Annotated in this window: 20 protein-coding genes and 1 pseudogene; 11 read left to right on the forward strand and 10 right to left on the reverse strand. The window is 65.5% G+C overall.

All coding sequences use genetic code 11. The features are described 5' to 3' along the window. Positions 1-4: 4 nt before the first annotated feature. From LQG66_RS14115 to LQG66_RS14135, 5 genes are all read right to left on the reverse strand, one after another. Positions 5-970: a hypothetical protein gene (locus LQG66_RS14115; RefSeq protein ID WP_345778945.1), complete on the reverse strand. Its 966-nt coding sequence runs from the start codon at positions 968-970 to the stop codon at positions 5-7. A gap of 363 nt (positions 971-1333) precedes the next feature. Next, positions 1334-3865, reverse strand: coding sequence for an HWE histidine kinase domain-containing protein (locus tag LQG66_RS14120; RefSeq protein WP_231326823.1), 2532 nt, complete (start codon positions 3863-3865; stop codon positions 1334-1336). Continuing rightward, positions 3862-4455 (reverse strand): biliverdin-producing heme oxygenase, encoded by a 594-nt coding sequence (locus LQG66_RS14125; protein WP_231326824.1) that lies wholly within the window; start codon positions 4453-4455, stop codon positions 3862-3864. The genes LQG66_RS14120 and LQG66_RS14125 overlap by 4 nt, the downstream gene beginning before the upstream one ends. A gap of 192 nt (positions 4456-4647) precedes the next feature. Beyond that, complete coding sequence (locus LQG66_RS14130; RefSeq protein ID WP_231326825.1) at positions 4648-5268, reverse strand: glutathione S-transferase family protein; 621 nt, start codon at positions 5266-5268, stop codon at positions 4648-4650. Positions 5269-5373: 105 nt separating this feature from the next. Next, positions 5374-6363, reverse strand: coding sequence for an MBL fold metallo-hydrolase (locus LQG66_RS14135; protein ID WP_231326826.1), 990 nt, complete (start codon positions 6361-6363; stop codon positions 5374-5376). Between the two features lie 1240 nt (positions 6364-7603). On the opposite strand from LQG66_RS14135, the gene LQG66_RS14140 reads away from it, so the two are divergent. Next, on the forward strand, positions 7604-8617 hold the full coding sequence (locus tag LQG66_RS14140; RefSeq protein WP_231326827.1) for a DUF2806 domain-containing protein: 1014 nt from the start codon (positions 7604-7606) through the stop codon (positions 8615-8617). A gap of 196 nt (positions 8618-8813) precedes the next feature. Here LQG66_RS14140 and LQG66_RS14145 read toward each other — a convergent pair whose 3' ends face one another. Continuing rightward, positions 8814-9233 (reverse strand): PaaI family thioesterase, encoded by a 420-nt coding sequence (locus tag LQG66_RS14145; RefSeq protein WP_231326828.1) that lies wholly within the window; start codon positions 9231-9233, stop codon positions 8814-8816. Positions 9234-9549: 316 nt separating this feature from the next. Between LQG66_RS14145 and LQG66_RS14150 the strand changes: the two are divergent. Continuing rightward, positions 9550-9900, forward strand: a pseudogene (locus tag LQG66_RS14150) (IS110 family transposase); the annotation flags it as partial. Positions 9901-10052: 152 nt separating this feature from the next. Here the strand turns inward: LQG66_RS14150 and mutY are convergent. Then, a complete protein-coding gene (gene mutY, locus LQG66_RS14155) occupies positions 10053-11171 on the reverse strand; it encodes an A/G-specific adenine glycosylase (protein WP_231326829.1) in 1119 nt (372 codons plus the stop codon). Positions 11172-11298: 127 nt separating this feature from the next. Here mutY and LQG66_RS14160 point away from each other — a divergent pair, with 127 nt between their 5' ends. The 3 genes from LQG66_RS14160 to smc all read left to right on the forward strand — a co-directional run bounded on the left by LQG66_RS14160 (position 11299) and on the right by smc (position 16261). Next, positions 11299-11778: a DUF721 domain-containing protein gene (locus LQG66_RS14160; RefSeq protein ID WP_231326830.1), complete on the forward strand. Its 480-nt coding sequence runs from the start codon at positions 11299-11301 to the stop codon at positions 11776-11778. Positions 11779-11896: 118 nt separating this feature from the next. Beyond that, the gene (locus tag LQG66_RS14165; protein WP_231326831.1) at positions 11897-12553 is read left to right on the forward strand and encodes a DsbA family protein; all 657 of its coding nucleotides are present in this window, start codon (positions 11897-11899) and stop codon (positions 12551-12553) included. A 243-nt stretch (positions 12554-12796) separates the two neighbouring features. Then, positions 12797-16261: a chromosome segregation protein SMC gene (gene smc, locus LQG66_RS14170; protein WP_231326832.1), complete on the forward strand. Its 3465-nt coding sequence runs from the start codon at positions 12797-12799 to the stop codon at positions 16259-16261. Between the two features lie 7 nt (positions 16262-16268). Here the strand turns inward: smc and LQG66_RS14175 are convergent, their stop codons facing one another. Continuing rightward, positions 16269-16832, reverse strand: a complete 564-nt coding sequence (locus tag LQG66_RS14175) for a hypothetical protein (RefSeq protein WP_231326833.1) — start codon at positions 16830-16832, stop codon at positions 16269-16271. Between the two features lie 87 nt (positions 16833-16919). Between LQG66_RS14175 and LQG66_RS14180 the strand changes: the two genes are divergently transcribed. From LQG66_RS14180 to LQG66_RS14205, 6 genes are all read left to right on the forward strand, one after another. Further along, a complete protein-coding gene (locus tag LQG66_RS14180) occupies positions 16920-17891 on the forward strand; it encodes a small ribosomal subunit Rsm22 family protein (RefSeq protein WP_231326834.1) in 972 nt (323 codons plus the stop codon). Between the two features lie 162 nt (positions 17892-18053). Further along, positions 18054-18485 (forward strand): COG4315 family predicted lipoprotein, encoded by a 432-nt coding sequence (locus LQG66_RS14185; protein ID WP_231326835.1) that lies wholly within the window; start codon positions 18054-18056, stop codon positions 18483-18485. Between the two features lie 189 nt (positions 18486-18674). Continuing rightward, a complete protein-coding gene (locus LQG66_RS14190) occupies positions 18675-19232 on the forward strand; it encodes a LemA family protein (RefSeq protein ID WP_231326836.1) in 558 nt (185 codons plus the stop codon). Positions 19233-19265: 33 nt separating this feature from the next. Further along, on the forward strand, positions 19266-20483 hold the full coding sequence (locus LQG66_RS14195; RefSeq protein WP_231326837.1) for a M48 family metallopeptidase: 1218 nt from the start codon (positions 19266-19268) through the stop codon (positions 20481-20483). 263 nt (positions 20484-20746) lie between these two features. Next, a complete protein-coding gene (locus tag LQG66_RS14200) occupies positions 20747-21508 on the forward strand; it encodes a P-loop NTPase family protein (RefSeq protein WP_231326838.1) in 762 nt (253 codons plus the stop codon). Between the two features lie 56 nt (positions 21509-21564). Beyond that, on the forward strand, positions 21565-22233 hold the full coding sequence (locus LQG66_RS14205) for a hypothetical protein (protein ID WP_231326839.1): 669 nt from the start codon (positions 21565-21567) through the stop codon (positions 22231-22233). Positions 22234-22252: 19 nt separating this feature from the next. Here the strand turns inward: LQG66_RS14205 and LQG66_RS14210 are convergent, their stop codons facing one another. Both LQG66_RS14210 and LQG66_RS14215 read right to left on the reverse strand, forming a co-directional pair. Further along, entirely contained in the window at positions 22253-22792 is a 540-nt protein-coding gene (locus LQG66_RS14210; RefSeq protein ID WP_015668625.1) for an adenine phosphoribosyltransferase, read from the reverse strand. 131 nt (positions 22793-22923) lie between these two features. Then, a complete protein-coding gene (locus LQG66_RS14215) occupies positions 22924-25089 on the reverse strand; it encodes an anthranilate synthase component I (protein ID WP_231326840.1) in 2166 nt (721 codons plus the stop codon). Positions 25090-25921: the final 832 nt, after the last annotated feature.

Here is a 25921-nt window from a genome sequence, read left to right on the forward strand (position 1 = left end):
TTCGTTACGATCTGGGGCGCGGCTGTCCCGAATAACGGGCCAGCAGGTCTTCGACCTCATATTGCTCGTCATAGCGGACATCGTCGCGCGGCACGACCGAAACCTGCGACGTCGGCTGCGACCGCGCTTTGCCACGCGGAGCAAGCCCAGGGTAGTAGCTCTCTACGGGCGGCAGATGCATGCGATCGAGCTCCGGTTCGACCGGCCAGCGTGTCACGCGCCGCGCGGCAACGGGCTCGATGCGGAGCTGCCGCTTTGCACGGGCGCGGGCGAGCAGAACGCTGGTCGAGAAGCCGGCGACAGCGACCGCGCCGAGGAAGGCGAACAGCCGTGTCCGGGCCGCGTCGTCGCTCGCACTGCCGACCGCCGCGGTCAGCTGCGAGTCAGCCGCAATCGGAGCCGGCGCGACGGGCGCGGCGGTCTCCGCCGGCGCGGCATCGGCGGACGCAGCGGCGAGCGTGTAGGAGGAGGCGCGGGGCGGCGGCTCGGCGGACGTCTGGAGCGTGCCGGATGAATCGGGCCAGCGTGTCGCCACCGCGGAGTCGCTGGCAGCAGAATCGACAGTATGGGGCGGCGACACGGCGGGCGCCGACGCCACCGGCGGGGTGACGGCCGGCACAGCTGGCGCCGGGAACGCAGCCACGGGCGGGAAGCCGGCGACCGGCGGCGCGGATGTCGGCGGCGTCGATGCAGCAATCTTCACATCATCGCTGGTCTGGCTCGCGGGCGATTGGAATTCGGCATGCGCATCGGCGGCTGACGACGAGAGCTTCGCCCGCTCCTTCTCCGAAGCCAGCTTCCGCGTGACGAGCGAGGCCCCCTGCGCCGCGCGATCGTCGTCGCGCAGATACCAGCACTGCCGCTTCGTCGTGCGATCGATTCGATAGAACCAATGCTTCCCCGCTGGTGTCCCCGCAGGCTTCGTCAGACAATCGTCAGCCGCCGATGCCGGTTGAAACTCGATTGTCACCGCAGCTGCTCCCGCAAGCATCGCGACAGCAACGCACGGCAACAAACTCGTCGCTCGATTCATCATCAGACCTCCGACGATTCAACACCGCCCCCGATGCGCCGTTTCGGCGATGACTTCGTTCGGAATAAGGCTGCGGGGGTTCCATTTGTCGAAACAATGTTAGAACGGCGGTGTCCTTTGGATGCGTTCTAATTTTCTCGTGCTGTTTTGTCGCAGCAACAGCTGGAATACGCGTCGATCCGGCAGCGAAAAGCATGTGGTCCTGTTCGAGACAACACGCGGATGTGAGAAAACCTAAGACTGAAATTATGCATGCCCATCACTGCAGGGCGCGGAGTCGGACGCCACCGCGCGCGCAACTCATTTGATTTTCGTCAATGCCTTCTCAACGAGCTCGCGCGTGTACGGTTTCTGAATCACCGCCGCGTCGGACAACTCGGCTGGAATCGGCGCGCGCTCGCCATAGCCGGTGGCAAACATGAACGGCACGCCGAGCTCCTTCAACCTGTGCCCCACCGGCAGGCTGCTCTCCGCGCCAAGATTGATGTCGAGCAGCGCGAAGCTCGGCGTCACGCGCTCGATCACCTTGAACGCCTGATTGACCGACGCGGCGGTCTCGACGTGGCGCGCGCCCAGTTCGAGCAGGATCACCTCGGCGCCCATCGCGATGATCAGATTATCCTCGACGATCAGCGCGGTGCCGGAGAGACGCCGTGTCTGCTCCTGCTTTTGCGCCTCATGAGAAAGAGCGCCGGTCATGGTCGGCACGATCTGGACGAAGCTGGCGGGAATCACGAAACGCGCCTGAACGCCGAGCAGATCGAAGCGGAGCTCGGCGTCGCCCTTCAGGTCGAACGGCACCGAACGCTCGATGATCGTGGTGCCGAAGCCGCGTCGCGAAGGCGGCTGCACCGGTGGACCGCCGCTCTCCTTCCAGTCGATGACGAGGCTCGCGCCGGGATCGAGCCGCCACAACACCTGGACCTGCCCGGTCGAGTCGGCGAGCGCACCATATTTCGCCGAGTTGGTCATCATCTCGTGCACGACGAGCGCAAGCGTCGCAAACGCCTTGGGGTCGAGCGCGACGTCAGGTCCTTCCATCCGCACGCGGCCGGCCCGCGAGCCGAGATACGCGCCGGCCTCCGACTCCAGCAGCGAGCGTAGCGCGACGGGCGCCCAGTTGAAATTGGTGATCTGGTCGTGGGCGCGCGCCAGTGCCTGGATGCGACCACCGAGAAGGGACGCGAAGTCCTCGATCGAGGTCGAGGTGTCCTTGCTCTGCGTCACCAGGCCGCGCACGAGGCTGAGGATGTTGCGGACGCGATGATTGAGCTCGGCGATCATGAGCTCCTGCCGCTCCTGCGCGCCACGGCGCTCGCGCGCGGCGAGCTCCGACAGCTGCAGGATCACCTCGAGCAGCGTGACGCGCAGGCTCTCCGCGATCCGAAGAGCCGCCGTCGTCCATGGCTTCGACTGGCCGACGACGGTCTGCCGCCACAGTTCGAAGCTCTTGCGCGGTGTGAGCCGCGGGCCGAGCGGACCTTCGGAATAGGTCTTGTCGGGATCGCCCGCCCAGTTGACCGAGCGCAGCACCTCGCGTCGGAAGAAGATCAGGCAGTCGCGCGGGGTGCGCGAGATCGGGATGGCCAGGAAGCCGGCGGCGCGATCGCGGAACGATTCGCTCGCGGCATATATCTTGGCGATCTCGGCGCTGGCGCAGATGCGTCCCGGCGAGGTGCGATTGATGAAGCCGACGAGGTCCTGCACCTCCGCCTCCGTCGGCGTCTCGCCGTCGAGCGTGATCTCCTCGTCCGACCAGACCGCGATGCCGTCGCATTCGATCATCTGCCGATAGTCGCCGACGAAATCGAGAATGGCGCGCTTGCTGTGCGCCTGCGCGGCCGCGCGCTCGATCAGCCGCTCCTGGATCTGATGCGCGCGCGTCTGGTAGGCCACGTCGCTCTCGCGCTCGCGCGCCTCGAGCAGCCAGGAATACATCTGGCCGAACAGCTCGGCCGCCGTGCGCTTCTCGAACGACAGATGATGCGGGGCATAGTGATGGCAGGCAAACAGGCCCCACAACTTGCCCTCGCGCAGGATGGACACCGACATCGACGCCGCCACGCCCATGTTGCGGAGATACTCGATGTGAATGGGCGAGACCGCGCGCAGCACGCTCATCGAGAGATCGAGCAGCCCCGCATTGTGCGCCGGCGTCGACATCAAAGGCGATGGCGCGGCATCGATGTCGGCGATGATGCGCAACCAGTTGCGCTGGTAGAGCTGCCGCGCCTGCCTCGGAATGTCGGATGCGGGATAATGCAGACCGAGGAACGGCTCCAGTCCGGAGCCCGCGACTTCCGCGATCACCTCGCCCGAGCCGTCCGGATGGAAGCGGTACACCATCACACGGTCAAAGCCGGTGAGGAGCTTGAGCTGGCGCGCCGCCTCCTGCGCGAGCTCTGCGATGCCCGCGGTCTTGCGGATCCGGCCGAGCATCAGCCTGACCAGCTCACCGGAATTGACGTCGGGCTCGATCAGGCTCGGCTCTGCCTCGATGACGAGATACGCGCCGGAGAAGTGAATGGCGAGGTCGAACAGCCTGCCCCGTCCCTGCAGATCGACACCGAACACGCGCTCGACGGCGTCCGGTCCGCTCAGATAGTCCACCCGCGAGCGGATCGCCGTCACGGCGGCCTCGGAGAGCACGGCGGCGATCGGCCGCTGCAACAGCCAGCCGATATCGGCGCCGAGATAGTCCGGCGCGTTTTCCGAGGCCATGCAGATGGTCAAGTCCGACACCAGCGCGAGCAGAAAGCCGAACGGCTGGACGTTGCCGGGCACGTGGATCGGCTCACGATCGCAATTGGTGAGATTGACCGGCTCGTTCATGGGCACGCCATTGCCTTCGCAAACACCGCGAACGCTTCGCGCGCACTCACGATCATCCTGAGCTCATCGTCCGCCGTCACCGGCTCGCGCGCGAGACGGGAGAGAAAGCCGCACCACAGCGCCTGGCCTGCGCCATGACGCAGATAACGCGTGGCGCGCCGCACGCGCGGATCGGCCGAGGCGGCGACGACACGCAACAGATAGGCCGCGCCCAGTCGCGATCCTTCCAGCACGTAGAGCGTGCCGAAGACGGCGGGGCGGTCGAGCGGCTGGATCGGCAGACCCAACGGCACGCATACGCCGTTGATGTCCGCGAGGTCGGCGGCGATCACCTGTGCACGCTGCCGCTGCGCCCAGTCCTCGAACAGTTCGCCGACCCCGGCCTGCTCAAGCGCCGCTTCCAGCGGCAACAGGGCGGCCGCGCTGGCTTGAAGAAAGCGGCGATAATGCGCCGTCGTGCTGAGATCGAAGTCGCGGAGGCGCTCATCGAGCGCATGATGGTCTGCCGCTGTCGCGACCTTCAATCTCTCGCGGATTCCCTCGATGCTGCTCGGATAAAATGCATCATTCGAAATGGCAGCCAGCGACATCAAGGGGCCCGGGATCGAGGAAATTCGGCCGCAGACGCACGCCACGGCTTTCTGCAACGTCAGGGCCCCACCGAGGTTCCCGACGCCGCATATTTTTCCTCGTCATGTCCTGGACTGCGCTGGCGCTCAGCACCCTCCAATAATTTCGATCAAGCTCGTTCCGGCGTCAGCGCCGGTCGTCTTCATCTGACGTCAGGCCGCCTGCTCTGCGAACGCCTTCTTCACGGCGACGCGTTCAGACATCCGCCTGAAGTGCTCGGCCACCTTGGGGAAAGCGTTGATGTCGACGCTGTCGCCTTCGAGCCATTGCGCGATGGTGAAAAGATAGGGATCGCAGATCGTGTACTGCTCTCCCATCACCCACGGACCACGCAGCATCTTCTGCTCGATCAGGCTGAAGCTGGCGCGCATCGTCTCCGGAATCTTGCGCTTCATGTCGGCGAAGGAGGACTCCTCGTTCGCCCAGCGATGGCCGCGCATCTTGTGCGCGTGTGCGATGTGCACCGTCGAGCACAGATAGCTGTTGAAGGATTGCACCTCGGCAAAGGCGAATGCATCATCCAGCGGCGCAAGCCCCGCCTGCGGAAACATCTGTGCGATATAGGCGAGCATCGCCGGCGTCTCGGTCAGGATGCCCCGCTCGGTCACGAGCGCCGGCACCCGCCCTTTGGGATTGATCGCGAGATAGCCGGGGCTGCTCTGCTGGCCGGTCTTGAAGTCGATCTTCTCGACCGAGTAGTCGGCGCCGGCTTCGGCCAGCACGATATGCGAGGCGAGCGCGCAGGTTCCTGGCGTGTAATAGAGCTTGAGCATGATGATCCCGAATGAAAGGAGCCGAACCCTAGCTGTGACGACATCGGTCGTCCACCCCCGCCTGCCATGGGCCGGCCCGCGAACCACCTGTTCCGGTTTGAAACACTAGATCGGCGCCACGTCCATCGTGTGCACGGCGGTCGGGTAATAGCGGAAGCCGTCGCCGTACTTTCCGATGTGGCCGAGGCCCGGCCACGGGAAGTGGTAGCCGAGGATCTGCGTCCGGTTGGCGGCAAGCATGTCGAGCACGCGGACGCGGGTCTTGGCGGCCTGCTTCGGATCGGTGTCGTAGGCGAACTCGATCAGCGGCTTCTCGATCAGCAGCACCGGATGATGCGAGATGTCGCCGATATAGGCGAGTTGGTCCTTGCCGGATTGGATCAGGAAGATCGTGTGTCCCACCGTATGGCCTGGGGTGAACATCGCCTGGATGCCCGGCAGGAACTCCTGGCCGTCCTTGAAAAAGGTGATGCGGTCCCTGACGGGCAGCAGATTGCGAACCGCCTGCTCATAGAAGGCCTTGTAGGTGGGACCGACCTTCGCCTCATCGGTCCAGTAGGTGAAGTCGGCCTCGGAAATGAAGAGCTCGGCATTGGGAAAGCTCGGCTTGCCGTCGGGTCCGATCACGCCACCGCAATGATCGATATGGGCATGCGTCATGACCAGCGCATCGACATCCCCAGCGTCGATGCCGGCCTGCTTCAAGGTCAGCAGCATCTTGCCGGTGGTGTCGCCGAACAACTTCGAGACGCCCATGCCGTTGTCAAAGATGATGATCTTGTCGCCGGTGTTGAGCACGAGAATGTTCTGCTCGAGGGTCGCGGCTCCCAACGGCAGGAAGTTGTTGGTGAGCATCCCGTCGAGATCACCAGCGGAAATGCCGAGGAACGCGGCATGCGGATCTCCGAGCGGCAGCACGCCGTCGGAGATGATGGTGGCTTCCGCCGAGCCGAGCTTGAAGCGAAAGAAGGTCGGCGCCTGGGTGTTCAGGAACGGGCCCTTGGCCAGCGCGGTGCTGTTGGCGAGCCCGGCAAGCCCGGCCGCAGCGCCGAGGCTCAGCATCGAACGGCGCGACAATCCTGCAGCATTGATCATGCGTCTCTCCCCAGATTGATCTTCTTTGTTCGAGCGCGTCCTGTTCGAGCGCGTCGTTCGTCCAAGCTCTGCCCTTCAACGACACAGCGGGAACGAGACAACGAAGAGGCCGTCATCCGCGAACCGAATGTGCGCGGCGTCCGAACGAGGCGCCGCCAGCTGTCATGCGACGCATCGCACCAACAGGATGCGCAACGTTCAAACACAATCTTAGATTATCGTCATCCTCGCTGGCGCGGCAATGAAAAAGACATCGCGCCGGCGATGTTTCGGCGCTGCAGCCGCGAAGCCTCCGCGCGGCACCGTTGCGCGCGCGATCATCCGCGCATCGGCGATCGCGGTCGCCACGATGGTTCCATCTGCGCAGGACCGGACGCATCACCGCTGCGCTCCGTCGTCCACCGCACAGCTGCGCGCATGGTCTCGACCGACCGACGGCGCCTCGACGCCAGACATGATCTCTCCCTCTCGCGGCGCGATGCGCGCCCGAGTGATGTCAGACAAGGAACCCTCGCAAATGAGGAGGGCGCAGGGAATGCCGGGTGCTGGCCGCAACCCATGGCCCGCCTGCAACAAAGAAAGCAGGCGGCAGTCACCACAGGTCCAGCCGGTCATCCGGCATTCCCTGCGCGATGGGCTTTACGTCTTATACGTGATCTCCCTGGTGCGCCGGGCTTTTTGGCCACCATCCCCACGCGAAGCGAAGCCTCAACGTGAGTTAGCATCAGCATCGGGATGCCAGGACCACACGATTTCAACGTCCGCGAAAGACCTCGCACCCGCGCCACGCCGGCAAGCCGCCGCAGCGCTGGACGAGGCCGGTCGACATCGCTCGTCGTGACGACGCCGTCGCAGCCACCGCATCCCGCCCCGCGTCTCGTGACGACGCGTACGCCCCTCCTGCCGGGACGGAACGGGGCGGATAAGACACCTGATTTGGGAGGAGAGTCAAGGGGGAGTTCTGAAAACCGGAATACATGCCAGCACGCCCCTGCAACCGATGTGGGCGAGCTATTTTCCGCCGCTGGCGCCACGGGCTCGACGCCTGGAAAATCCTGAATTAGTCCACAAGACGAGCCATGCAATCAGCTAATTTTCCAACTTCTTTTTTGCTCCTGAGAAGTCAAGTAATCTTCTCCAATGCGCTCCTCCAATCAACAAAGCCTAGGACGGAGCCGCACGAATTTGATATAGCCGGTTCACCAGGATCCTCAACCTCGGGCAAGCTAGTGAGGAAACGATGACAACTGCACCCGGCCCCTCCGAAGAGACCTCCCCTCCTGCGGATGCGCTCAACATGATCAAGGGAGCTATTGCCGAGATCAATCTGCCGAAGCTGATCGCCGGTCCGGCAGGCGAAGCGATATCTCGGCTGATAGCGGGTGGCGCAGATGTCCCGGCCGCTTGGCTTGAGCAAAAGGCAAAATCAATTCGCAACAAGACGGAGGCCCAAAATTTGGTCTCAAAGACTCTCGCTGGAGCAGCCGCGGAGTTTGTAAAGAACGACCCAGAACTAGTGCAGCGAGCTGCAGACGTTTTTTTGGCAAGAGAGATACGCCACCAATACAATCGCGAGGCCGTTGCAATTAAAACGATTGAGCACTTGAAAGAAACTCCAAACTCGGAGGCAAACACACCAGAAGACGACTGGCTCAATGTATTCGCACGACACGCTCAGGAGGCATCATCGGATCGATTGCAGGACATTTGGGCTCGCGTGCTCGCCGGCCAGATAAGAAAGCCGCAGTGCTTTTCTCTTCAGACGTTACGATTTATTTCTGAACTTGACATGCACATCGCCGCGATGTTTGAAAAATGGTCGAACTGGGTTATCTCGTCAGATTACATCGCATTCCCTGCCAAAGGCGGGGCCGATTTTACTGAATTGTTACAGCTAGAAGACTTCGGCCTTATAACAGGGGCAACCGGGCAATTAAGCAAGACTTTCGAAGCGCAATCACCAACCCTTCCAGAAGAAAAACCTCTCTGGGGTTTTGAGTTTAGGGATCACATTTGCCTTGTTCGATTCACCAGCCCCACTCCCGTCTCCCTACCCAGCGTGCTACTAACTCGAGTTGGCCGAGAGTTATACTCAATTTCAAAAACTCAGGGGTCAATTGAACCTATTAAACGGTTTGCCGAGCAATTCCCAAAGCACAACGTTGTAGGTATTCAATACATTCACAAGCCCGCCACTCAAGACGCAGGCGCCATAGATCTTTGGACATTGCCTTCCCCAACCGGCCAGCAATAGGGGCGCGCCGAATTACGGTGACGCTGCATGAAATAGATCGACTGAGCCTGGTGAGGCAGCTGGCACTTGCGTAGCAGTATAACCACGAAGTCTCACAGCGGACTCGCGGTAGCGATGGTGGGCACGCCGCGGGTGGCACCTCGCCGAACTCATCAGCGTCGTGGCGCGCGTTTGCCCACCCTACCCGGCAAACCGCCTAGCGCAGCGCCTTTGCGGCTTCCACCAGACGCGCGCTGGCGCTGGCGGTCGCGAGGGGCGTGCCGTCCGAGCTGGTCAGACGTCCTTCGATGAAGGCGATGGTCCTGCCGAGCTGCAGCACGCGCGCCTCACCGACGATGGGTCCGGGCTTGGCGGGAGCGAGGAAGTTGACGGTCATGCTCACGGTCGTCGTGTAGAGCCGCCCCTCGGTGCTAACGAACACGGCGGGCCCCATCGTGTCGTCGAGCATCGCGCCGAGCATACCACCCTGGGTGTAGCCGGCCGGGTTGCAGAACTCCGGCTTGCCGTCGAAGCCGATCTTGATCCAGCCGTCAGCAGGGTTGGCGTCCAGCAGCCGCCAGCCGAGCAGCTTTGCGCAGGGCGGCGAGGTGAGCGTATCGAGTTCGGTTGCGACCATGGGCGCCTCCAATGCGCGCCCGTTCTAGATCCTCGTTGCTGCCAGCCTTGTGTCAGCAGCGGCACGATCACGTCCGACAGCGGTGGTTGGTGCTGCAGCGGCTCCTCACCCTCGCCGCCGTCCCGGACAAGCCATGACGCGGGAAGCGCGTCGGGGCGCCGATCCGGGGCCCATACGCTGCGGCCGTCGTGATGGGCAGAGTGCCAATGACCAGCGTGCCTCGAACCGCTCCCTGGGGGTGATGGTGTGGACGGCCCCCTACGGCATCAGTTGTGCCAGAATGAGGTTGTCGAAGTCTCATACCAGGGAGCCGTCCGTGAGCCAGATTATCCGCATCGGGCTGGATACGTCGAAGTATATTTTTCAACTGCATGGGGTGGACGCGTCGGAGAGCGTGGTTCTGCGCACACGCCTTACGCGCAAGGCGATGATGGAGTTTTTTGGCAAGTTGCCGCCGACGGTGGTGGTGATGGAAGCCTGCGGGGCCGCGCACAATCTGGCGCGTGAGCTCGGTAAGCTGGGGCACACGGTCAAGCTGATCGCCCCGCAACTGGTGAAGCCATACGTTCAGCGCAACAAGAACGACGGGCGAGACGCAGAGGCGCTGTGTGAGGCATCGAGCCGGCCGCGGATGCGTTACGTGCCGGTCAAGACGGCGGAGCAGCAGGGGTTACGGTGACAGTGCACTTAACCAACCAAAACGGTGGGCACGGCGCGCGCGAGAGCGCGGCATGAGGCGTGCCCTGTCGGGGCGCGCCTTTGCCCACCCTACATCAGCCGGCTCGCGAAGCGCCTTCAGCCTCCCTCATACGCGCAGCCTCACTCCCCCAGCCCATGCACCACGACCTTGCGCATCACGTTGGGCAGCGCCTCGCCGTCCAGCGTCGCGATCGGCACCCAGCGCATGCCGTTCGGCGCGCGCGTCCGTGCGGGCACCTTGGCCGTGTAGACCACGAGCTCCAGCGGGAAATGCGTGAACACATGGGTGACGACGCCCAGCCTGCGGTGCCAGCGTTTCACGTCGGCCAGCTCCGGCGCCTGCGCCAGTGCCGCCGCATCCTCCTGGCCGGCCAGCCACTCCGAGCCCGGCACCTCGGTCATGCCGCCGAGCAGCCCCTTCGCGGGGCGCGACTGCACCAGCACCTCCTCGCCTCTGACAACGACGAAGGCCGCGCCGCGGCGCAGTGCGCCGGTCTTCTTGGCGGCCTTGCGCGGGAACGTGTCCTGGTCGCCGCGCTCGCGCGCCGCGCAGTTCTCGTTCAGCGGACAGAGAGCGCAGGCCGGCTTCTTCGGCGTGCAGATGGTGGCGCCGAGATCCATCAGCGCCTGCGCGCTGTCGCCGGCGCGGGACGGTCCGAGCAGCGTGGCCGCCAGCGCCTGGATCTGCGGCTTGGCCTGCGGCAACGCCTCTTCCACGGCAAACAGCCGCGAGACGACGCGCTCGATGTTGCCATCGACCGGCATGGTCAGGCGATCGAAGGCGATCGCGGCAATCGCCGCAGCCGTGTAGGGACCGATGCCGGGCAGCGCGCGCAGCCCCTCCTCCGTGTCCGGGAACACGCCGGCATGCGCGCGCATCACGATGACGGCGCAGGCATGCAGATTGCGCGCCCGCGAATAATAGCCGAGGCCGGCCCACATCCGCAGCACGTCGTCGAGATCAGCGCTGCCGAGCGCTGAGACCTCCGGCCAGCGCGCCAGGAACTTCTCGAAATACGGCCCGACCGCCTTCACCGTGGTCTGCTGCAGCATGATCTCAGACAGCCAGACGCGATACGGATCGGAGCGCTGCCCGGCTGGCGCGCGCCAGGGCAGCCGCCGGCGGTGGCGGTCGTACCAGGCGAGCAGTTGCGCGGGACGCTCGGCCGAGCCACGATTCTCTGGCTGGCTCTTCTCTGGCTGACTCTTGCGCTTGGAAGGAAGGGCTGATGACACCATCGGCCCAATCTAGTACGTCAGGAGCCATCGTCGCCCGCTGGACTGCCGTCTCGTCTGCGGCATCCACGGCTTTCTTCGAGTCCCCGGCGGCTCGGACTGACGGCAGACCACGAGAAGCCCGTACATCATGGCAAAGCCCGGCCGCCTCACTGCCAAGCCCCTGTCGCTCATGCTGGGCGACGTGCTGTCGGCCGCCTATGCCAAGCAGGGCTTTGCGGCGCGCGAGCTCGTCACCCGCTGGCCGGAGATCGCCGGCCGCGACATCGCCGACCATGCCCAGCCGCTCAAGATGCAGTGGCCGCGGCCGGTCGAGGGCCAGCCGCAGGAGCCGGCAACCCTCATTTTGCGCGTCGAGGGGCCGATGGCGCTGGAGATCCAGCATTCATCCGACGTGATCCTGGAGCGGGTGAACCGGTTCTTCGGCTGGCATGCCGTCGGCAAGCTGGCGCTGCGCCAGGGCCCGCTGTCGCGGCCACCCGTGAAGCGCCGCCCGCCGCCGCCTGATCCGAAAGCGGTGGCGGAAGTCGCCGAGAGCTTGACCGCGATCGAGGACGACGCCCTGCGTGACGCGCTCGCCCGCCTGGGTGCCGCCATCAAGCGAAATTGACACTCCCCCTTCGATCCCGCTTTGCGGCCCGGCATTGCCTCCGGGTGGGTTTCAAGCTAGCGAAAAGCCAAGTTATGAGCGTTTCAGGCGCGAGATGCGCCCATTTCGGAGCAGAGCCTTGATCATCACCCGCCGCGCCTTCACCGCCGCCCTGTCCCTGACCGGCCTCGCCGCCCTGGCCGGGCTGTCCCCGCTGCGGCTGATCTCGGACGCCTTCGCGCAGAGCGCCACCGACGTCGCCAAGCCGGTGTCGCTGCCCGACATGGTGCTCGGCCCGGCGGATGCCGCAGTCACCATCACCGAATATGCCTCGATGACCTGCCCGCATTGCGCGGCGTTCAACGCGACCGTGTTCCCGAAGCTGAAGGCCGAATACATCGATACCGGCAAGGTCCGCTACATCTTCCGCGAGTTCCCGCTCGACATCAAAGCCGCCGCCGGCTCGATGCTGACGCGCTGCATCGCCAACGGCGATTCGCAGAAGTACTTCGCCGTCACCGACATGCTGTTCCGCTCGCAGAACGACTGGGTGGTGAAGAACACCACGGAGACGCTGACGCGGATCGGCAAGCAGGCCGGGCTGAGCCAGCAGCAGGTCGAGGCCTGCCTCAAGGACCAGGCGCTGCTCGACAAGATCGCCGCTGATCAGAAGTATGCGAGCGACGTTCTTAAAGTCGATTCGACGCCGACCTTCTTCATCAACGGTGAGAAGATCAAGGGCGAGACCTCGATCGAGGAGTTCCAGAAGAAGATCAACCCGCTTCTGAAGAGCTGATTCGAATCACTGAGTCCTATGAGACACAGTGCGGCCCCTTGATGGGGCCGCTTCTGTTTCGTGGGCTGATCGCCACGAGAAAGCCTTGGAAAAGCAGGGGCGGCGGGTTGCCCTCGCGGGCCGCTCTCGCCATTGTCCGGCCCCTAGAATGGGGCGCCAAGGCGACTCAGTCCACATTGACATTGCCTTCCATGGTATTGTCGGGGCTGGGAGATTCGTCTCCCGCCAACAGAGAATCTGTGCATGAAACTCACCCGTCTTCGTCTTCACGGTTTCAAGACGTTCGTCGAACCGACTGACTTCGTGATCGAACCCGGCCTCACCGGCGTCGTCGGTCCGAACGGCTGCGGCAAGTCGAATCTGGTCGAGGCGCTGCGCTGGGCGATGGGTGAGACCTCGCACAAATCGCTGCGCGCCGCCGACATGGACGCCGTGATCTTCTCCGGCTCGAATACGCGACCGTCGCGCAACCACGCCGAAGTGGTGATGACGATCGACAACAGCGATCGCACCGCGCCGGCGGCCGTGAACGACCGCGACATTCTCGAGATCTCGCGCCGCATCGAACGCGAGGCGGGCTCGGTGTATCGGATCAACGGCCGCGACGTGCGCGCGCGCGACGTGCAGATCCTGTTCGCCGACGCCGCCACCGGCGCGCGCTCGCCCGCGCTCGTCCACCAGGGCAAGATCGGCGAGATCATTCAAGCAAAACCTGAGCAGCGCCGCCGCGTGCTCGAAGACGCCGCCGGCGTCGCCGGCCTGCATGCGCGCCGCCATGAGGCCGAGCTGCGATTGAAGGCGGCCGAGACGAATCTGCTGCGCGTCGAGGACGTCATCGGCCAGCTCTCCGGCCAGATGGAAGGGCTGCGCAAGCAGGCGCGCCAGGCGATCCGCTATCGCGAGGTCGCGGCCAAGGTGCGCAAGGCCGAAGCCACGCTCTATCATATGCGCTGGATGGGCGCGCATGCGGATCTAAACGACGCCGCCCGTGTGCACGATGTCAGCGTGCGCGAGATGGCGGAGCGGACCCGCGAGCAGGCCGAATCGGCCCGCATCCAGGCGATCCGCGCCTCGCATCTGCCGGCGTTGCGCGAGGCCGAGGCGCGTGCCGCGGCGACGATGCAGCGGCTGAAGAACGCCCGTGACCTGCTCGACCGCGAGGAGCTGCGCGCCAAGGACCGTGCCGGCGAGCTCGACCGCCGTCTGATGCAGCTCACCGCCGACGTCGCGCGCGAGCAGCAGCAGAACCAGGACGCCCAGGTCGCGCTGCAGCGCCTGGAAACCGAAGACGCCGAGCTCAAGGAAGAGATCAAGGCGCGCGTCGAAATGCGCAGCGGCGTCGACGAGCGCGTCGCCGAGGCCGAGGCCCATCTCACCGAAACCGAACGTCAGTTCACCGAGCTGACGACGCAGCTCGCCGATCTCACGGCGCGGCGCAATCAGCTCGAGGCCAACGTTCGCAGCCATCGCGATCGTCTCGCCCGGCTCGACCAGGACATCGCCAACGTCCGCGGCGACGAGGAGCGGCTCGCGCAGGAGACCGCCCATCTCGGCGATCTCGATACGCTCGCGGCCACGCTCGAAGCGGCTGAAGAGGCCGAGGCCCAGGCGGAAGCGTCGGTGCAGAGCAACGAGTCCGCGCAGGCAACCGCGCGCCAGAAGCTCGAAGCCTCGCGCGCCCCGCTCGCCGAAGCCGACAAGCGCGTGCAGCGGCTCGAAACCGAGGCGCGGACCATCTCCAAGATGGTCAACAGCGAGACCAAGAACCTGTGGCCGCCGATCATCGACGGCGTCACGGTCGCCAAGGGTTATGAGAAGGCGCTCGGCGCCGTGCTCGGCGACGACCTCGATGCGCCGGTCGATGCGTCGGCGCCGATGCACTGGACGGTGGCCGGCGCCGAGGTCACCGATCCCGCGCTGCCGGATGGCGTCGAGCCGCTCGCCGCCTATGTCCAGGCGCCGCCGGAGCTCTCCCGCCGGCTGGCGCAGATCGGCGTGGTGTCGCGGGATCGCGGCGCCCAGCTGGTGTCGCAGCTGCGGACCGGCCAACGGCTGGTCTCGCCCGAAGGCGACGTCTGGCGCTGGGACGGCTTCATCGCGGCGGCGCATGCGCCGACCGGCGCGGCACGGCGCCTCGCCGAGCGCGCCCGCCTGATCGATATCGAAGCCGAGCTCGAGCAGGCGCGCATCGATGCGTCCAACAAGCGCCAGGCGCTGGAGAGCGCCGAGGCCGAGGTCAAAGCGGCCGCCGCCGCCGAGAGCGCCGGCCGCGAAGCCTGGCGCGCCGCGCAGCGCGAGGTCAACTCGGCGCGCGAGCGCCATGCCAATGCCGAGCGCGAGATCAACCGGCATTCGGCGCGCAAATCGGCGCTGGTCGAGGCGTCGACCCGCCTCGCCCATGACCGCGCCGAGATCGCCGAGCTGCATGAGAATGCGCTGGAGGCGATCGAGGGGCTGCCGCCGACCACCGAAGCCGAGGCACGGCTGATGGCCGTGCGCGCCGACATCGAGGCCAAGCGGCGGGCCGCGGCGCAGGTCCGCGCCGAGGCCCAGGCGCTGGCGCGCGAAGCTGAACTGGCCGACCGCCGCCTGCAGGCGATCATCGGCGAGCGCAACGACTGGTTCAACCGCATCCGCGGCGCCGGCTCGCAGATCGCCACCATCGAGGCCCGCATCGCCGAGGTGAAGGACGAGCGCGCCGAGCTCGATAACGCGCCGGAGATCTTTGCCGAGAAGCGCAGCGCGCTGATCGACGAGCTCGGCATCGCCGAAGGCGAGCGCCAGGTCGCGGCCGACGCGCTGGCCGAAGCCGAGGGCGCGATGGGCGACACCGATCGCGCCGCCAAGGCCTCGCTGGAGGCGCTGTCGAAGTCGCGCGAGGCCGCAGCCCGTGCCGAGGAGCGGCTCGAAAGCGCCAAGCGCCGGGTCGCCGATGTCGAGCGCGAGATCCACGACATGCTCGAATGCGAGCCGCAGGCCGTTGCCGCCATGGCCGAGATCGGCCCGGACACGCAGCTGCCGCCGCAGCACGAGATCGAGGACAGCCTGGAGAAGCTGCGCCGCGATCGCGAGCGGCTCGGCGCCGTCAATTTGCGCGCCGAGGAAGAGCTCATCGAGGTCGAGGGCTCGCACACCGCGCTGACGACCGAGCGCGACGATCTGGTCGAGGCCATCAAGCGGCTGCGCCAGGGCATCCAGAGCCTGAACAAGGAGGCGCGCGAGCGTCTGCAGGCCTCGTTCGAGACCGTCAACGATCACTTCAAGCGTCTGTTCACCGAGCTGTTCGGCGGTGGCGAGGCCGCGCTGCATCTGATCGAGAGCGACGATCCGCTCGAGGCCGGCCTCGAGATCATCGCCAAGCCGCCGGGCAAGAAGCCGCAGACGCTGTCGCTCTTGTCGGGCGGCGAGCAGGCGCTGACGGCGATGGCGCTGATCTTCGCGGTGTTCCTCACCAACCCGTCGCCGATCTGCGTGCTGGACGAGGTCGACGCGCCGCTCGACGACCACAACGTCGAACGCTTCTGCAACCTGCTGCACGAGATGAAGGGATCAACCGAGACCCGCTTCATCATCATCACCCACAATCCGATCACCATGGCGCGCATGAACCGGCTGTTCGGCGTCACCATGGCCGAGCGCGGCGTGTCGCAGCTCGTCTCGGTCGCGCTCGACGAGGCCGTGAAGATCCTCGACCAGCAGGTGGCGTAACCCAGTTTCAGTGTGCATCGCGCAAGGCTGACAGCCAACGCGCGGTGCGCTCGGACCGGTCCGGGGCAAGCTCCCGGATGAGGTCACGCGCGTAGAGCGCGAATGTCGCGTGCGTGTCGTCGATAGGGATGACGATGACATCGACGGTCTCCGGCAATCCAAGCCATGATGAGCGCATGATGTAGCGCGCTCGCAGCGAATTGTCAGGAGGCTGATAGCCCCGACCTGCTCCGGCCTCCGCCATGATGACCGCGTCGAGACGCGCCATCAGTTCCTCCGCCGATCCATTTAAGATGGGCGGCTCAACGTCGATTTTCTCGGCAGACTTGCAGACGCTCGCCGGGCATATCAGGAGCGACTTGCCGCGCGCGTGAAACGTGCCATTGTAAAACCCGCTCGGCTGAGTGCGCCAAATGTCGAGTGGCTCACGCAGCAGCATGGCCAAATAATAATAGGGGCGGTAGCCCAGAGGGCCAGAACGGGCTAATTCAACGATGACCAATGCGATCACACCGAGGAGTCCGATCCCTCCCCATCGCCTGAGCTTCCTTCCCACGGCCGATTTGTGCATTGCTCGCTCCGCACCCCAGACGCCAGCCATCCTCTTTCAGGACGCACATCGATCATGCGCGAACGCTCCGGACGATGACAACCATCAATGATTTCTCCTGACCTGCCCGCTCACCTCAAGGCCGCCCTGGAAGGCAAGCTGCATGGGCATTCGCGGCAGGATGCGGCTGTTCGCGCGACCCGCATCTCGGATTCCTATCGTAGCGGCGGCAATTCAGGAACGATCACCAGCGAAGCCGACGCGATCGCCTACGCCACCGTGCGGATGCCGGCGACCTACGCGGCCGTTGCAGCCAGCCTGAACGCCGTGATGCAGGCGAGCCCGGACTTCGCCCCGACGTCGCTGCTCGATGTCGGCGCCGGGCCGGGCACCGCGAGCTTTGCGGCAACTGAAGCCTTTTCGTCGCTGGCATCCTTCGATGCCATCGACGCCAATCCCGCGTTGCGCGCGCTGGCGCTTGCGCTCGCCGGAGAGACGATGCGCCTGCGCGATCTCGCCTACACGCTCGGCCCGGCGCGGGCGCTGCGCGAGTGCGCCACGAGCGCCGACCTCGTCATCGCCAGCTACATGATCGGCGAGCTGACCGACGCCGAACGCCCGGGCATCATCGATGCGCTGTGGGCCAGAACCGGCGACACTCTCCTCATCGTCGAGCCCGGCACGCCGGCGGGCTATCAGCGCATCATCGCCGCGCGCGACCGCCTCATCGCCGCCGGTTCTCACGTCGCCGCCCCCTGCCCGCACGCGGCGGCTTGTCCGCTTGTAGCACCGGACTGGTGCCACTTCGCGCAGCGGCTGGCCCGCTCGCGAGCCCACCGGCAGATCAAGGGCGCGGACGTCCCCTTCGAGGATGAGAAATTTAGCTATGTCGCGCTGACACGCGAGCCTGCGGCACAGCGGCCGGCTGCGCGTGTGCTCGCACCGGCATTGACCACCAAGATCGGGGTGACGGCCAAGCTATGCGAAGCTGATGGCCAGGCGCGAACCGTCAGCATTCCCCGGCGGGACAAGGCCGCCTTCGCAGCCGCGCGCCGCTGGACGTGGGGCGACGGCGTATGACGCCGAGCGTTGCGCAGATACCTCCGCCCGCGGAGCGTGGTTAACGTCAGGTCGTGTTTGTCTCTCATTTTCGCAATTTCGCGAAACCCGGGAATAATCCGCGTTTGCTACGGTGAGCTGCAACAGGCGCTGAATGCGCTGCTCATACGGGAATGCATTTCGATGTTCAGGATGACGGTGATCACGGTGACGCTGCTGGCTTCGGCAGGAACGGCCCTGGCAAACGGCCACGGTGGTGAATCCGCGGCGCCGCCTCCGGCACCGAAGCAGGAGGGCCCGCCGGCCAAGGCCATCGTCGGCAAGAACGGTCCCGTCCTGGTCGACCCGAAGGGGATGACCCTCTACTATACCGAGCGCGACAATACCGGCACTAAGTCGACCTGCGACGGCGCCTGCGCCGAGAAGCGACCGCCGCTGCTCGCGCCCGACAACGCGGTCGCCAGCGGCGATTTCACCGTGATCACCCGCCCCGACGGCAAGAAGATGTGGGCCTATCGTTACCGCCCGCTCTACAACTCGCAGCTCGACAGCGCCCCCGGCGACGTCAAGGGCCACGATCCCGCCCAGCTCTGGCGCGTCGCCCGGCCCTATTGAGCTTGCCCGATCGCTGCCCAGTTGCCTGAGATCGGATGATCCGGTCGGCCCGCGAACGATCGGACGCTCTCGACGGGTTGAACGCGCATCCGCTTTAGTGCGACCAATGCACGCCGGCCCTCCCGGGGACCGGCGGCGCCGCCATGCGTCGGCCGCCTTGTCCTCCCGCCTTCTCCCTCGGAGCCCGTCATGTCCGGCTGGATCGTCCTCGGCATCATCGTCATCCTCGTGCTGTTCGCCTTCGGCGCCTACAACCGGCTGGTCGCCCTCAGCCAGCGGGTCGGCCAGGCCTTTGCCGACATCGACGTCCAGCTCAAGCAGCGCCACGACCTGATCCCGAACCTGGTCGAGACCGTGAAAGGCTACGCCGCACATGAACGCGGCACGCTGGACGAGGTGATCAAGGCCCGTAATGCCGCCATGTCGGCCCAAGGGCCGGCCCAGGTCTCCGCCGCCGAGGGCCAGCTCTCCGGCGCGCTGGGACGCCTGATCGCGCTCTCGGAGGCGTATCCGGACCTCAAGGCCAACGCCAACTTCCAGCAGCTCGCCAGCGAGCTGTCCGACATCGAGAACAAGATCGCAGCCAGCCGCCGCTTCTTCAACAGCGCGGTCCAGGAGTACAATACCGGCATCCAGCAGATGCCTGCAGCGCTGTTCGCCGGGACCTTCGGCTTCACCCGCAAGGAGTTCTTCGGTCTCGGCGCCAGCCGGGCCGAAGTCGAGACTGCGCCCAGCGTCAAGTTCTGAGCCTGAGCCCTCGCGCCTGAAGAGCTCGATCCGATGGCCGCTTATGGTCTCTATACCCACATCGCATCGAACAAATTCCGGTCGATGCTGCTGCTCGGCGGCCTGTTCCTGCTGATCTACGTGCTGGTGTTTGCCGGCGCGCTGATCGCCGAGGTCATGATCAACAGCGACGGCAGCGTCGCCTATTACATGCAGGCCGCCTTGCGCGACCTGATCAAGGCGCTGCCCTGGGCCACGATCGCCGCGGCAGCCTGGATCGTGATCGCCTATTTTTTCCATCAGGCGATGATCGATGCCGTCACGGGCGGGGTCGCGGTGACCCGCCAGGAGCAGCCGCGGCTGTACAATCTGCTCGAAAACCTCTGCATCTCACGCGGCATCACCATGCCCCGACTGAAGATCATGGACAGCCCGGCGCTGAACGCGTTCGCGACCGGCCTCAACCCGCGGCAATACGCGGTCACCGTGACCACCGGTCTGCTCGACGCCCTCGACGACCAGGAGATCGAGGCCGTGCTCGGCCACGAGCTCACCCACATCCGCAACGGCGACGTCCAGCTCATGGTGATCGCCGTGATCATCGCCGGCGTGGTCGGCTTCTTCGGCGAATTGTTCTTCCGGCTGTTCACCAACATGAGCTGGGGCGGCGGCTGGGGCCGATCCTCGTCGTCCTCCTCCTCTTCGTCGTCGTCCTCCTCCGACCGCAAGAGTTCGGGCGGCGGCGCCGTCATCGTGGTGATCATTGCGGTCGTGCTGATCGTGCTGGCCTGGCTCCTCTCCCAGGTCGTCAAGCTGGCGCTGTCGCGCACCCGCGAATACCTCGCCGATGCCGGCTCGGTCGAGCTCACCAAGAACCCGGACGCGATGATCAGCGCGCTCCGCAAGATCGAGGGGCGCGGCGAGCTGCCCGGCGCCACCTCCGCGGTGATGGAATTGTGCGTCGACAATCCGCGCGAAGGCTTTGCCGACCTGTTCGCCACCCACCCGTCCGTCGACGCGCGCATCCAGGCACTGATCAAGTTTGCCGGCGGCCATGACCCCGGTCCGCTCGCGCTGCCGTCCGACGAGGGCTCCCCGGCCGCCACCGACGGCCAGGCTGCCGGACCCGCCGACGGCGATGGTCCGCCGCCCCTGCCTCCAGCGGGGCCCTGGAGCACCGGCGACGGTCCGAGCACGCCGCCTGATCCGGCGCAGGCGCCTCCGCAAGGCCCCTGGACGACGCCCGCGTCGGGGCCCTGGGGCCGGCACTGACGTGCCCCTGAGGCGCGATTCGGGCGCCAGTCCCCGTCTTGCGGACAGCCGTTCTGCCAATCGCTCTCAAGTGTTTCCGGACCGGACCGAAGGTTTCGGCCGGAATGCTCCCGGTTGCTCGCGCCTGTTGCAGCGAGGGCGCAAATTTCACCGGCGCCTTGCTTCAATGAATTTGAATTCTCCAGCGTTTCTGCCATGTTCGCGCCCAAAGCAGACGCATTGCGCTGGCCGCGGGCCGGCCCGAAAGGATCCAGGGACTTTCCATGGCGAAACCGGCAGTGGTTGTGGTGGGCGCGGACAAGGGCGGGGTCGGCAAGACCACGGTGTCGCGGACGTTGCTCGATTATTTCAGCGCCAACAACGTCCCCACCCGGGCGTTCGATACCGAGCATCCGCGCGGCACGCTCAAGCGCTTCCATCCCGAGATCACCGAGATCGTCGACATGAATTCGACGCCGGACCAGATGAAGATCTTCGACACCTTGAGCGCGGTGGCGCCCTCGGTGACCGTGATCGACGTCCGCGCCGGCCTGATGTCGCCGACGCTTGCCGCGCTGCGCGACATCGGCTTCCTCGATGCCGCCCGCTCCGGCCAGATCACCTTCGCGGTGTTCCACATCCTGGGCTCGTCGATCGCCTCGCTCGACGAGATCGCCGAGACCGCCAGCTACATGGTCGGCGCGAAGTACTTCCTGGTGAAGAACTTCATCAACAACACGAGCTTCTTCGAGTGGGACCAGTCGACCTACAATTCCTACTTTCACCGCATCAAGGATGCGACCGAGCTGACCATCCCCAAGCTCAATGAAATGGCGTTCGAGCAGGTCGAGGTCGCCTCGGTCCCGTTCCTGAAATTCGTCGCCAACAAGGGCCCCCATGACGAGGCCGCCAACTACTCCTTCGTGCTGCGCGGCTATGTCCGGCATTGGCTCGCCAATGTCTGGAGCGAGTTCGACCGCATCAAGCTGACCGACATCGTCGGATCGACCAAGCCGGCGGCGCCGCGTCCGACCGGGGAAAAATAGCATCTCCGTGAATGATGGGACTTTATCGCCGCCGCGTTTGACCTGATATAGGTCTGATGCCCGCGACGCCCGTCTACATCGTCTGCTCGCCCCGGCCGCAGTCCGGGAAGACGCTGCTTGCGCGGGTGCTGAGCGAGTTCCTGCTGCTGAAGAACGGCCAGGTGCTCGCCTTCGACGTCACCTTGCGCGAGCCGTCGCTGCTCGACTTCCTGCCGCAGATCACGGAAACCGCGTCGATCGAGGACACCTACGGCAAGATCCAGCTGATGGATCGCGTGATCCTCAATGACGGTATCGCCAAGGTCATCGACCTCGGCTACTACTCGTTCGACGAGTTCTTCAAGATGTCCGAGGAGATCGGCTTTTTGAAGGAGGCCTCGCGGCGGAACGTGGTCCCGATCGTGCTGTACTGCGCCGAGGGCGACCGGGTCTCGACCCGCGCCTATGACGCCCTGCGGCGCCAGATCCCGCTGCCCCAGCTGATCGTGGTCGAGAACGACCACGTGCTGCGCAACGACCTTCCGGCGCTCTACAACCGCGCCAAGCACCTGCGCATCGCCGCCCTGCCCAACTTCCTGAAAACCTATATCGAACGTTACTCGTTTTCCTTCACCGGCTATCTGCGCCAGGAAAAGGATCCGTCGACGGAGCTCTATCAGTGGATCCGGCGCAACTATTACGCGCTGCGCGAGATCGAAACGGAGCTCCTGATGCAGCGGTCTTGACGCCCGCTGCGACCGCGCCTCAATGCCCCTCGAACGCAATCAGCGTGCGCACGGGCACGTCGAGCGCACGCAGCTTGGCGGCGCCGCCGAGATCCGGCAGGTCGATGATGAAGCAGGCCGCGACCACCGTGGCGCCGATCTGGCGCAACAGCTTCACCGCACCCTCGGCCGTGCCGCCGGTGGCAATGAGGTCGTCGACCAGGATCACGCGCTCGCCGGGCTCGACCGCGTCGACATGCATCTCCATCTCGTCGGTGCCGTATTCCAGCGCGTAGGACATGCTGACCGTCTTGTGCGGCAGCTTGCCCTTCTTGCGGATCGGCACGAAGCCGGCCGAGAGCTGATGCGCCACTGCGCCGCCAAGGATGAAGCCGCGCGCCTCGATGCCGGCGACCTTGTCGATCTTCGAGCCGGCCCAGGGATGCACCAGTTCGTCCACCGCGCGGCGGAACGCACGGGCGTCCGCCAGCAAGGTCGTGATGTCCCGGAACAGGATGCCGGGCTTCGGGTAGTCCGGAATGGTGCGGACCGTGTTCTTGATGTCCAGATCGAACGTCATCGTGCTCTCGTTGCCCTGTTTGGCCGTGATCGCGAAGATTTACGTCATTGCGAGCGAAGCGAAGCAATCCAGGAGTCCGAAAACAAGTCTGGATCGCTTCGTCGCTCACGCTCCTCGCGATGACGGTGACCTCATGTCACCGGCTGATTGAGCCGGAACGCATTCTCCACGATCCTCAACCCCACGGCATCGCCGAGCGACATCAGCGACTCCGGGTGAAACTGCACGCCGCCCACCGGCAGCGTCTTGTGCTCGATCGCCATCGCGACGCCATCCTCGGTCGCCGCCGTGACGGTCAGCACGTCCGGCATGCCGTCGCGCTCGACGAACAGCGAATGATAGCGGCCGATGACGATCTCGTTCGGCAGCCCCTTCATCAGGCGCCCGCCCCGCACCTGAACCCGCGACGGCCGGCCATGCGCGGGATGGCCGAGCTGGCCGAGCCGGCCGCCGAAATACTCGCCCATCGCCTGCACGCCAAGACAGACCCCGAAGATCGGCAGCTTCCGCTCGAGCGCCGCATCGATGGTGGTGGAAATCTTGAAGTCCTCCGGACGGCCCGGTCCCGGCGACAGCACGATGAGGTCCCAGCTGCGCTCGGCCAGCATCTTCAGCGCATGGATATAGCGCACCACGGTGACGTTGGCGCCGACCTGGCGGAAATAATCGGCCAGCATGTGCACGAACGAGTCGTCGTGGTCGATCAAGAGCACGTTCTTGCCGGAGCCGGTGGCGTCCGGCGCGGTCGACGACAACGGCTTCGGCGGATCGCCGCGCAGCGCCTGGAACAAAGCGGCCGCCTTGACCTGGCACTCGCGATCCTCGGCCGCGGGATCTGAATCGAACAGACAGGTGGCGCCGACGCGGACCTCGGCCAGCCCGTCCTTCATCCGGATGGTACGGATGGTGAGGCCGGTGTTGATCGAGCCGTCGAAATTGACCGCGCCGATGGCGCCGGCATACCAGCGCCGCGGCGAGCGCTCGTTGTCCTCGACGAACTGCATCGCCCACAGTTTCGGCGCGCCGGTCACGGTCACCGCCCAGGCGTGGGTCAAGAACGCGTCGAGCGCGTCGAAGCCCGGACGCAGCATGCCCTCGACGTGATCCACCGTGTGGAACAGCTTCGAATAGGTCTCGATCTGGCGGCGCGCCAGCACCTTGATCGTGCCGGGCACGCAGATGCGCGCCTTGTCGTTGCGATCGACGTCGGTGCACATGTTGAGCTCGAACTCGTCCTTCTCCGAGTTCAGCAGCTGGCGGATCTGCTCGGCGTCGCCGATGGCGTCGCGGCCGCGCGCGATGGTGCCGGAGATCGGGCAGGTCTCGACGCGGCGGCCGTCGGAGCGGACGAACATCTCAGGCGAGGCGGAGACCAGGAACTCGCCGTCGCCGAGATTCATCAGCGCGCCATAGGGCGACGGGTTGATGCGGCAGAGACGCTGGAACACCTCCGCCGGCGAGCGCTCGCACGGCTCGGCAAAAAGCTGTCCGGGCACCGCCTCGAACAGGTCGCCGCGGGCAAACGCGGCGCGCGCTTTCTTGACCGTCGCCTGGTATTCGCCGGGGGCATGGTCGGCAAAGCCCTGGCGCGGCTCCTTCAGGTAGATGCTGGCGTCGGTGTCGCGCGGCAGGCCCGAGGTCGACTGGCCGTTCCAGGCGAAATCGTAAGACAGCACCACGCCGCGGCCGGTGGCACGGTCATAGGCCAACAGGCGATCCGGCACGTAGAGCACGATGTCGCGCTGGTCCTGCTCGCGCGGGCGCCTCTCGACGAGATCTTCGATCTGGAACACGAGGTCGTAGGCGAAGGCGCCGAACAGGCCGAGCAGCGGATCGTCATTGGCCGACAGGACGGCGATCAGCGCCCGCACCAGCGACATCACGCTGGCGCGCCGGGTGCGCTGATCCTCCTCGACCGGGGCGGGCCCGCGGACGATGTGGCCGGCCAGACGCGCCGGTGAAGCCTCGGTGATGACGACGCAGGGCTCGCGCAGCGTGTCCTTGAGGAAGGCGATCAAGACCTCGCCGCGGCGGTTCAGCGCCTGCAGGGTGAAGTTGGTGCCTTTGGTCTCCAGCACCAGCGGCGGATCGGCGAAACCGAGGTCGAAGCTGTCATAGCGGCCGGGCACGGTGGTGCCCGACGACAGCACCACGCCGCGGCGGCGATCCAGCAGGTCGATCAGGTCGTCGAGGCGGCTGGCGCCACCGGAAAACTGCTCGGCGGCGCGCGTGATCGCAAGCCCGCCACGGGTGCGGTAGTCGCTGAGCGCCGGGAGGGCGAAAACGGTCCTGTTCATGGTGTCCTCTTACGAAACTTGCCGAGGAAACGCCACACAGGACCAACCGGAAGCCGCCGCTGCGTGGCGGCCCCTAAGCGATTGGATGTCAGACAAATCGCACCGGCCACCTTTTACAAGGTGCGCCACCAGAGACGGGCTGGGCGGACGGGGGTGCTCATGGCACGGAACTGACCACGCGGGACGGCCGGGGTCAAGGGCGGGAGGGGCACATTCGGGGGTGGTGGCGGGATGCGCCAGAGGATCGGCTTCAGCCGAGTTTCTGCGAGCGCCTGCGCGATACAGCGCCCTCTCCCCTTGCGGGAGAGGGCATCTCCGGCCCATCCACGCACGCGGTCGGGTGAGGGGTCTCTCTCCGCAAACGGCGCTCGTGGAGGCATACCCCTCACCCGACCGAGTTTGCCGACCGGTCACACATGCCCTCTCCCGCAAGGGGCCCCGCAAGGGGAGAGGGCACATCAACGACGATCGCGCCGTCTCGGAAGCGGCAGAACCTTTTCCGGATGCCGCTCCCGCTTTGAGCAGCCCATCCCGGCAGCCAACGCTTGATTTGCCGTGGTCGATGCCCAGAAACGAGGCGGCACCTGTTTTCACCGGCGTCATGCCCGCGCAGGCGGGCATCCAGTATTCCACTGACGCTGCGGTTCATGCGGAGGGGCCGCGGCGTACTGGATCCGCCGGATTCCTGGTCTACGAACGTGATCGGCTCAATGGTCATGCGTGATCCAGGATGACTTTTGCGAGTTGCACTTTGCAATCCAACGCCTCGATGGGCCCGACTCGTCACCGCGTTGAGGGTGCCCTTCCCTGACGGCCAGGGCGATCGCCTATG

It is taken from the genome of Bradyrhizobium ontarionense, assembly GCF_021088345.1.
In the GTDB taxonomy this organism is placed as follows: domain Bacteria; phylum Pseudomonadota; class Alphaproteobacteria; order Rhizobiales; family Xanthobacteraceae; genus Bradyrhizobium; species Bradyrhizobium ontarionense.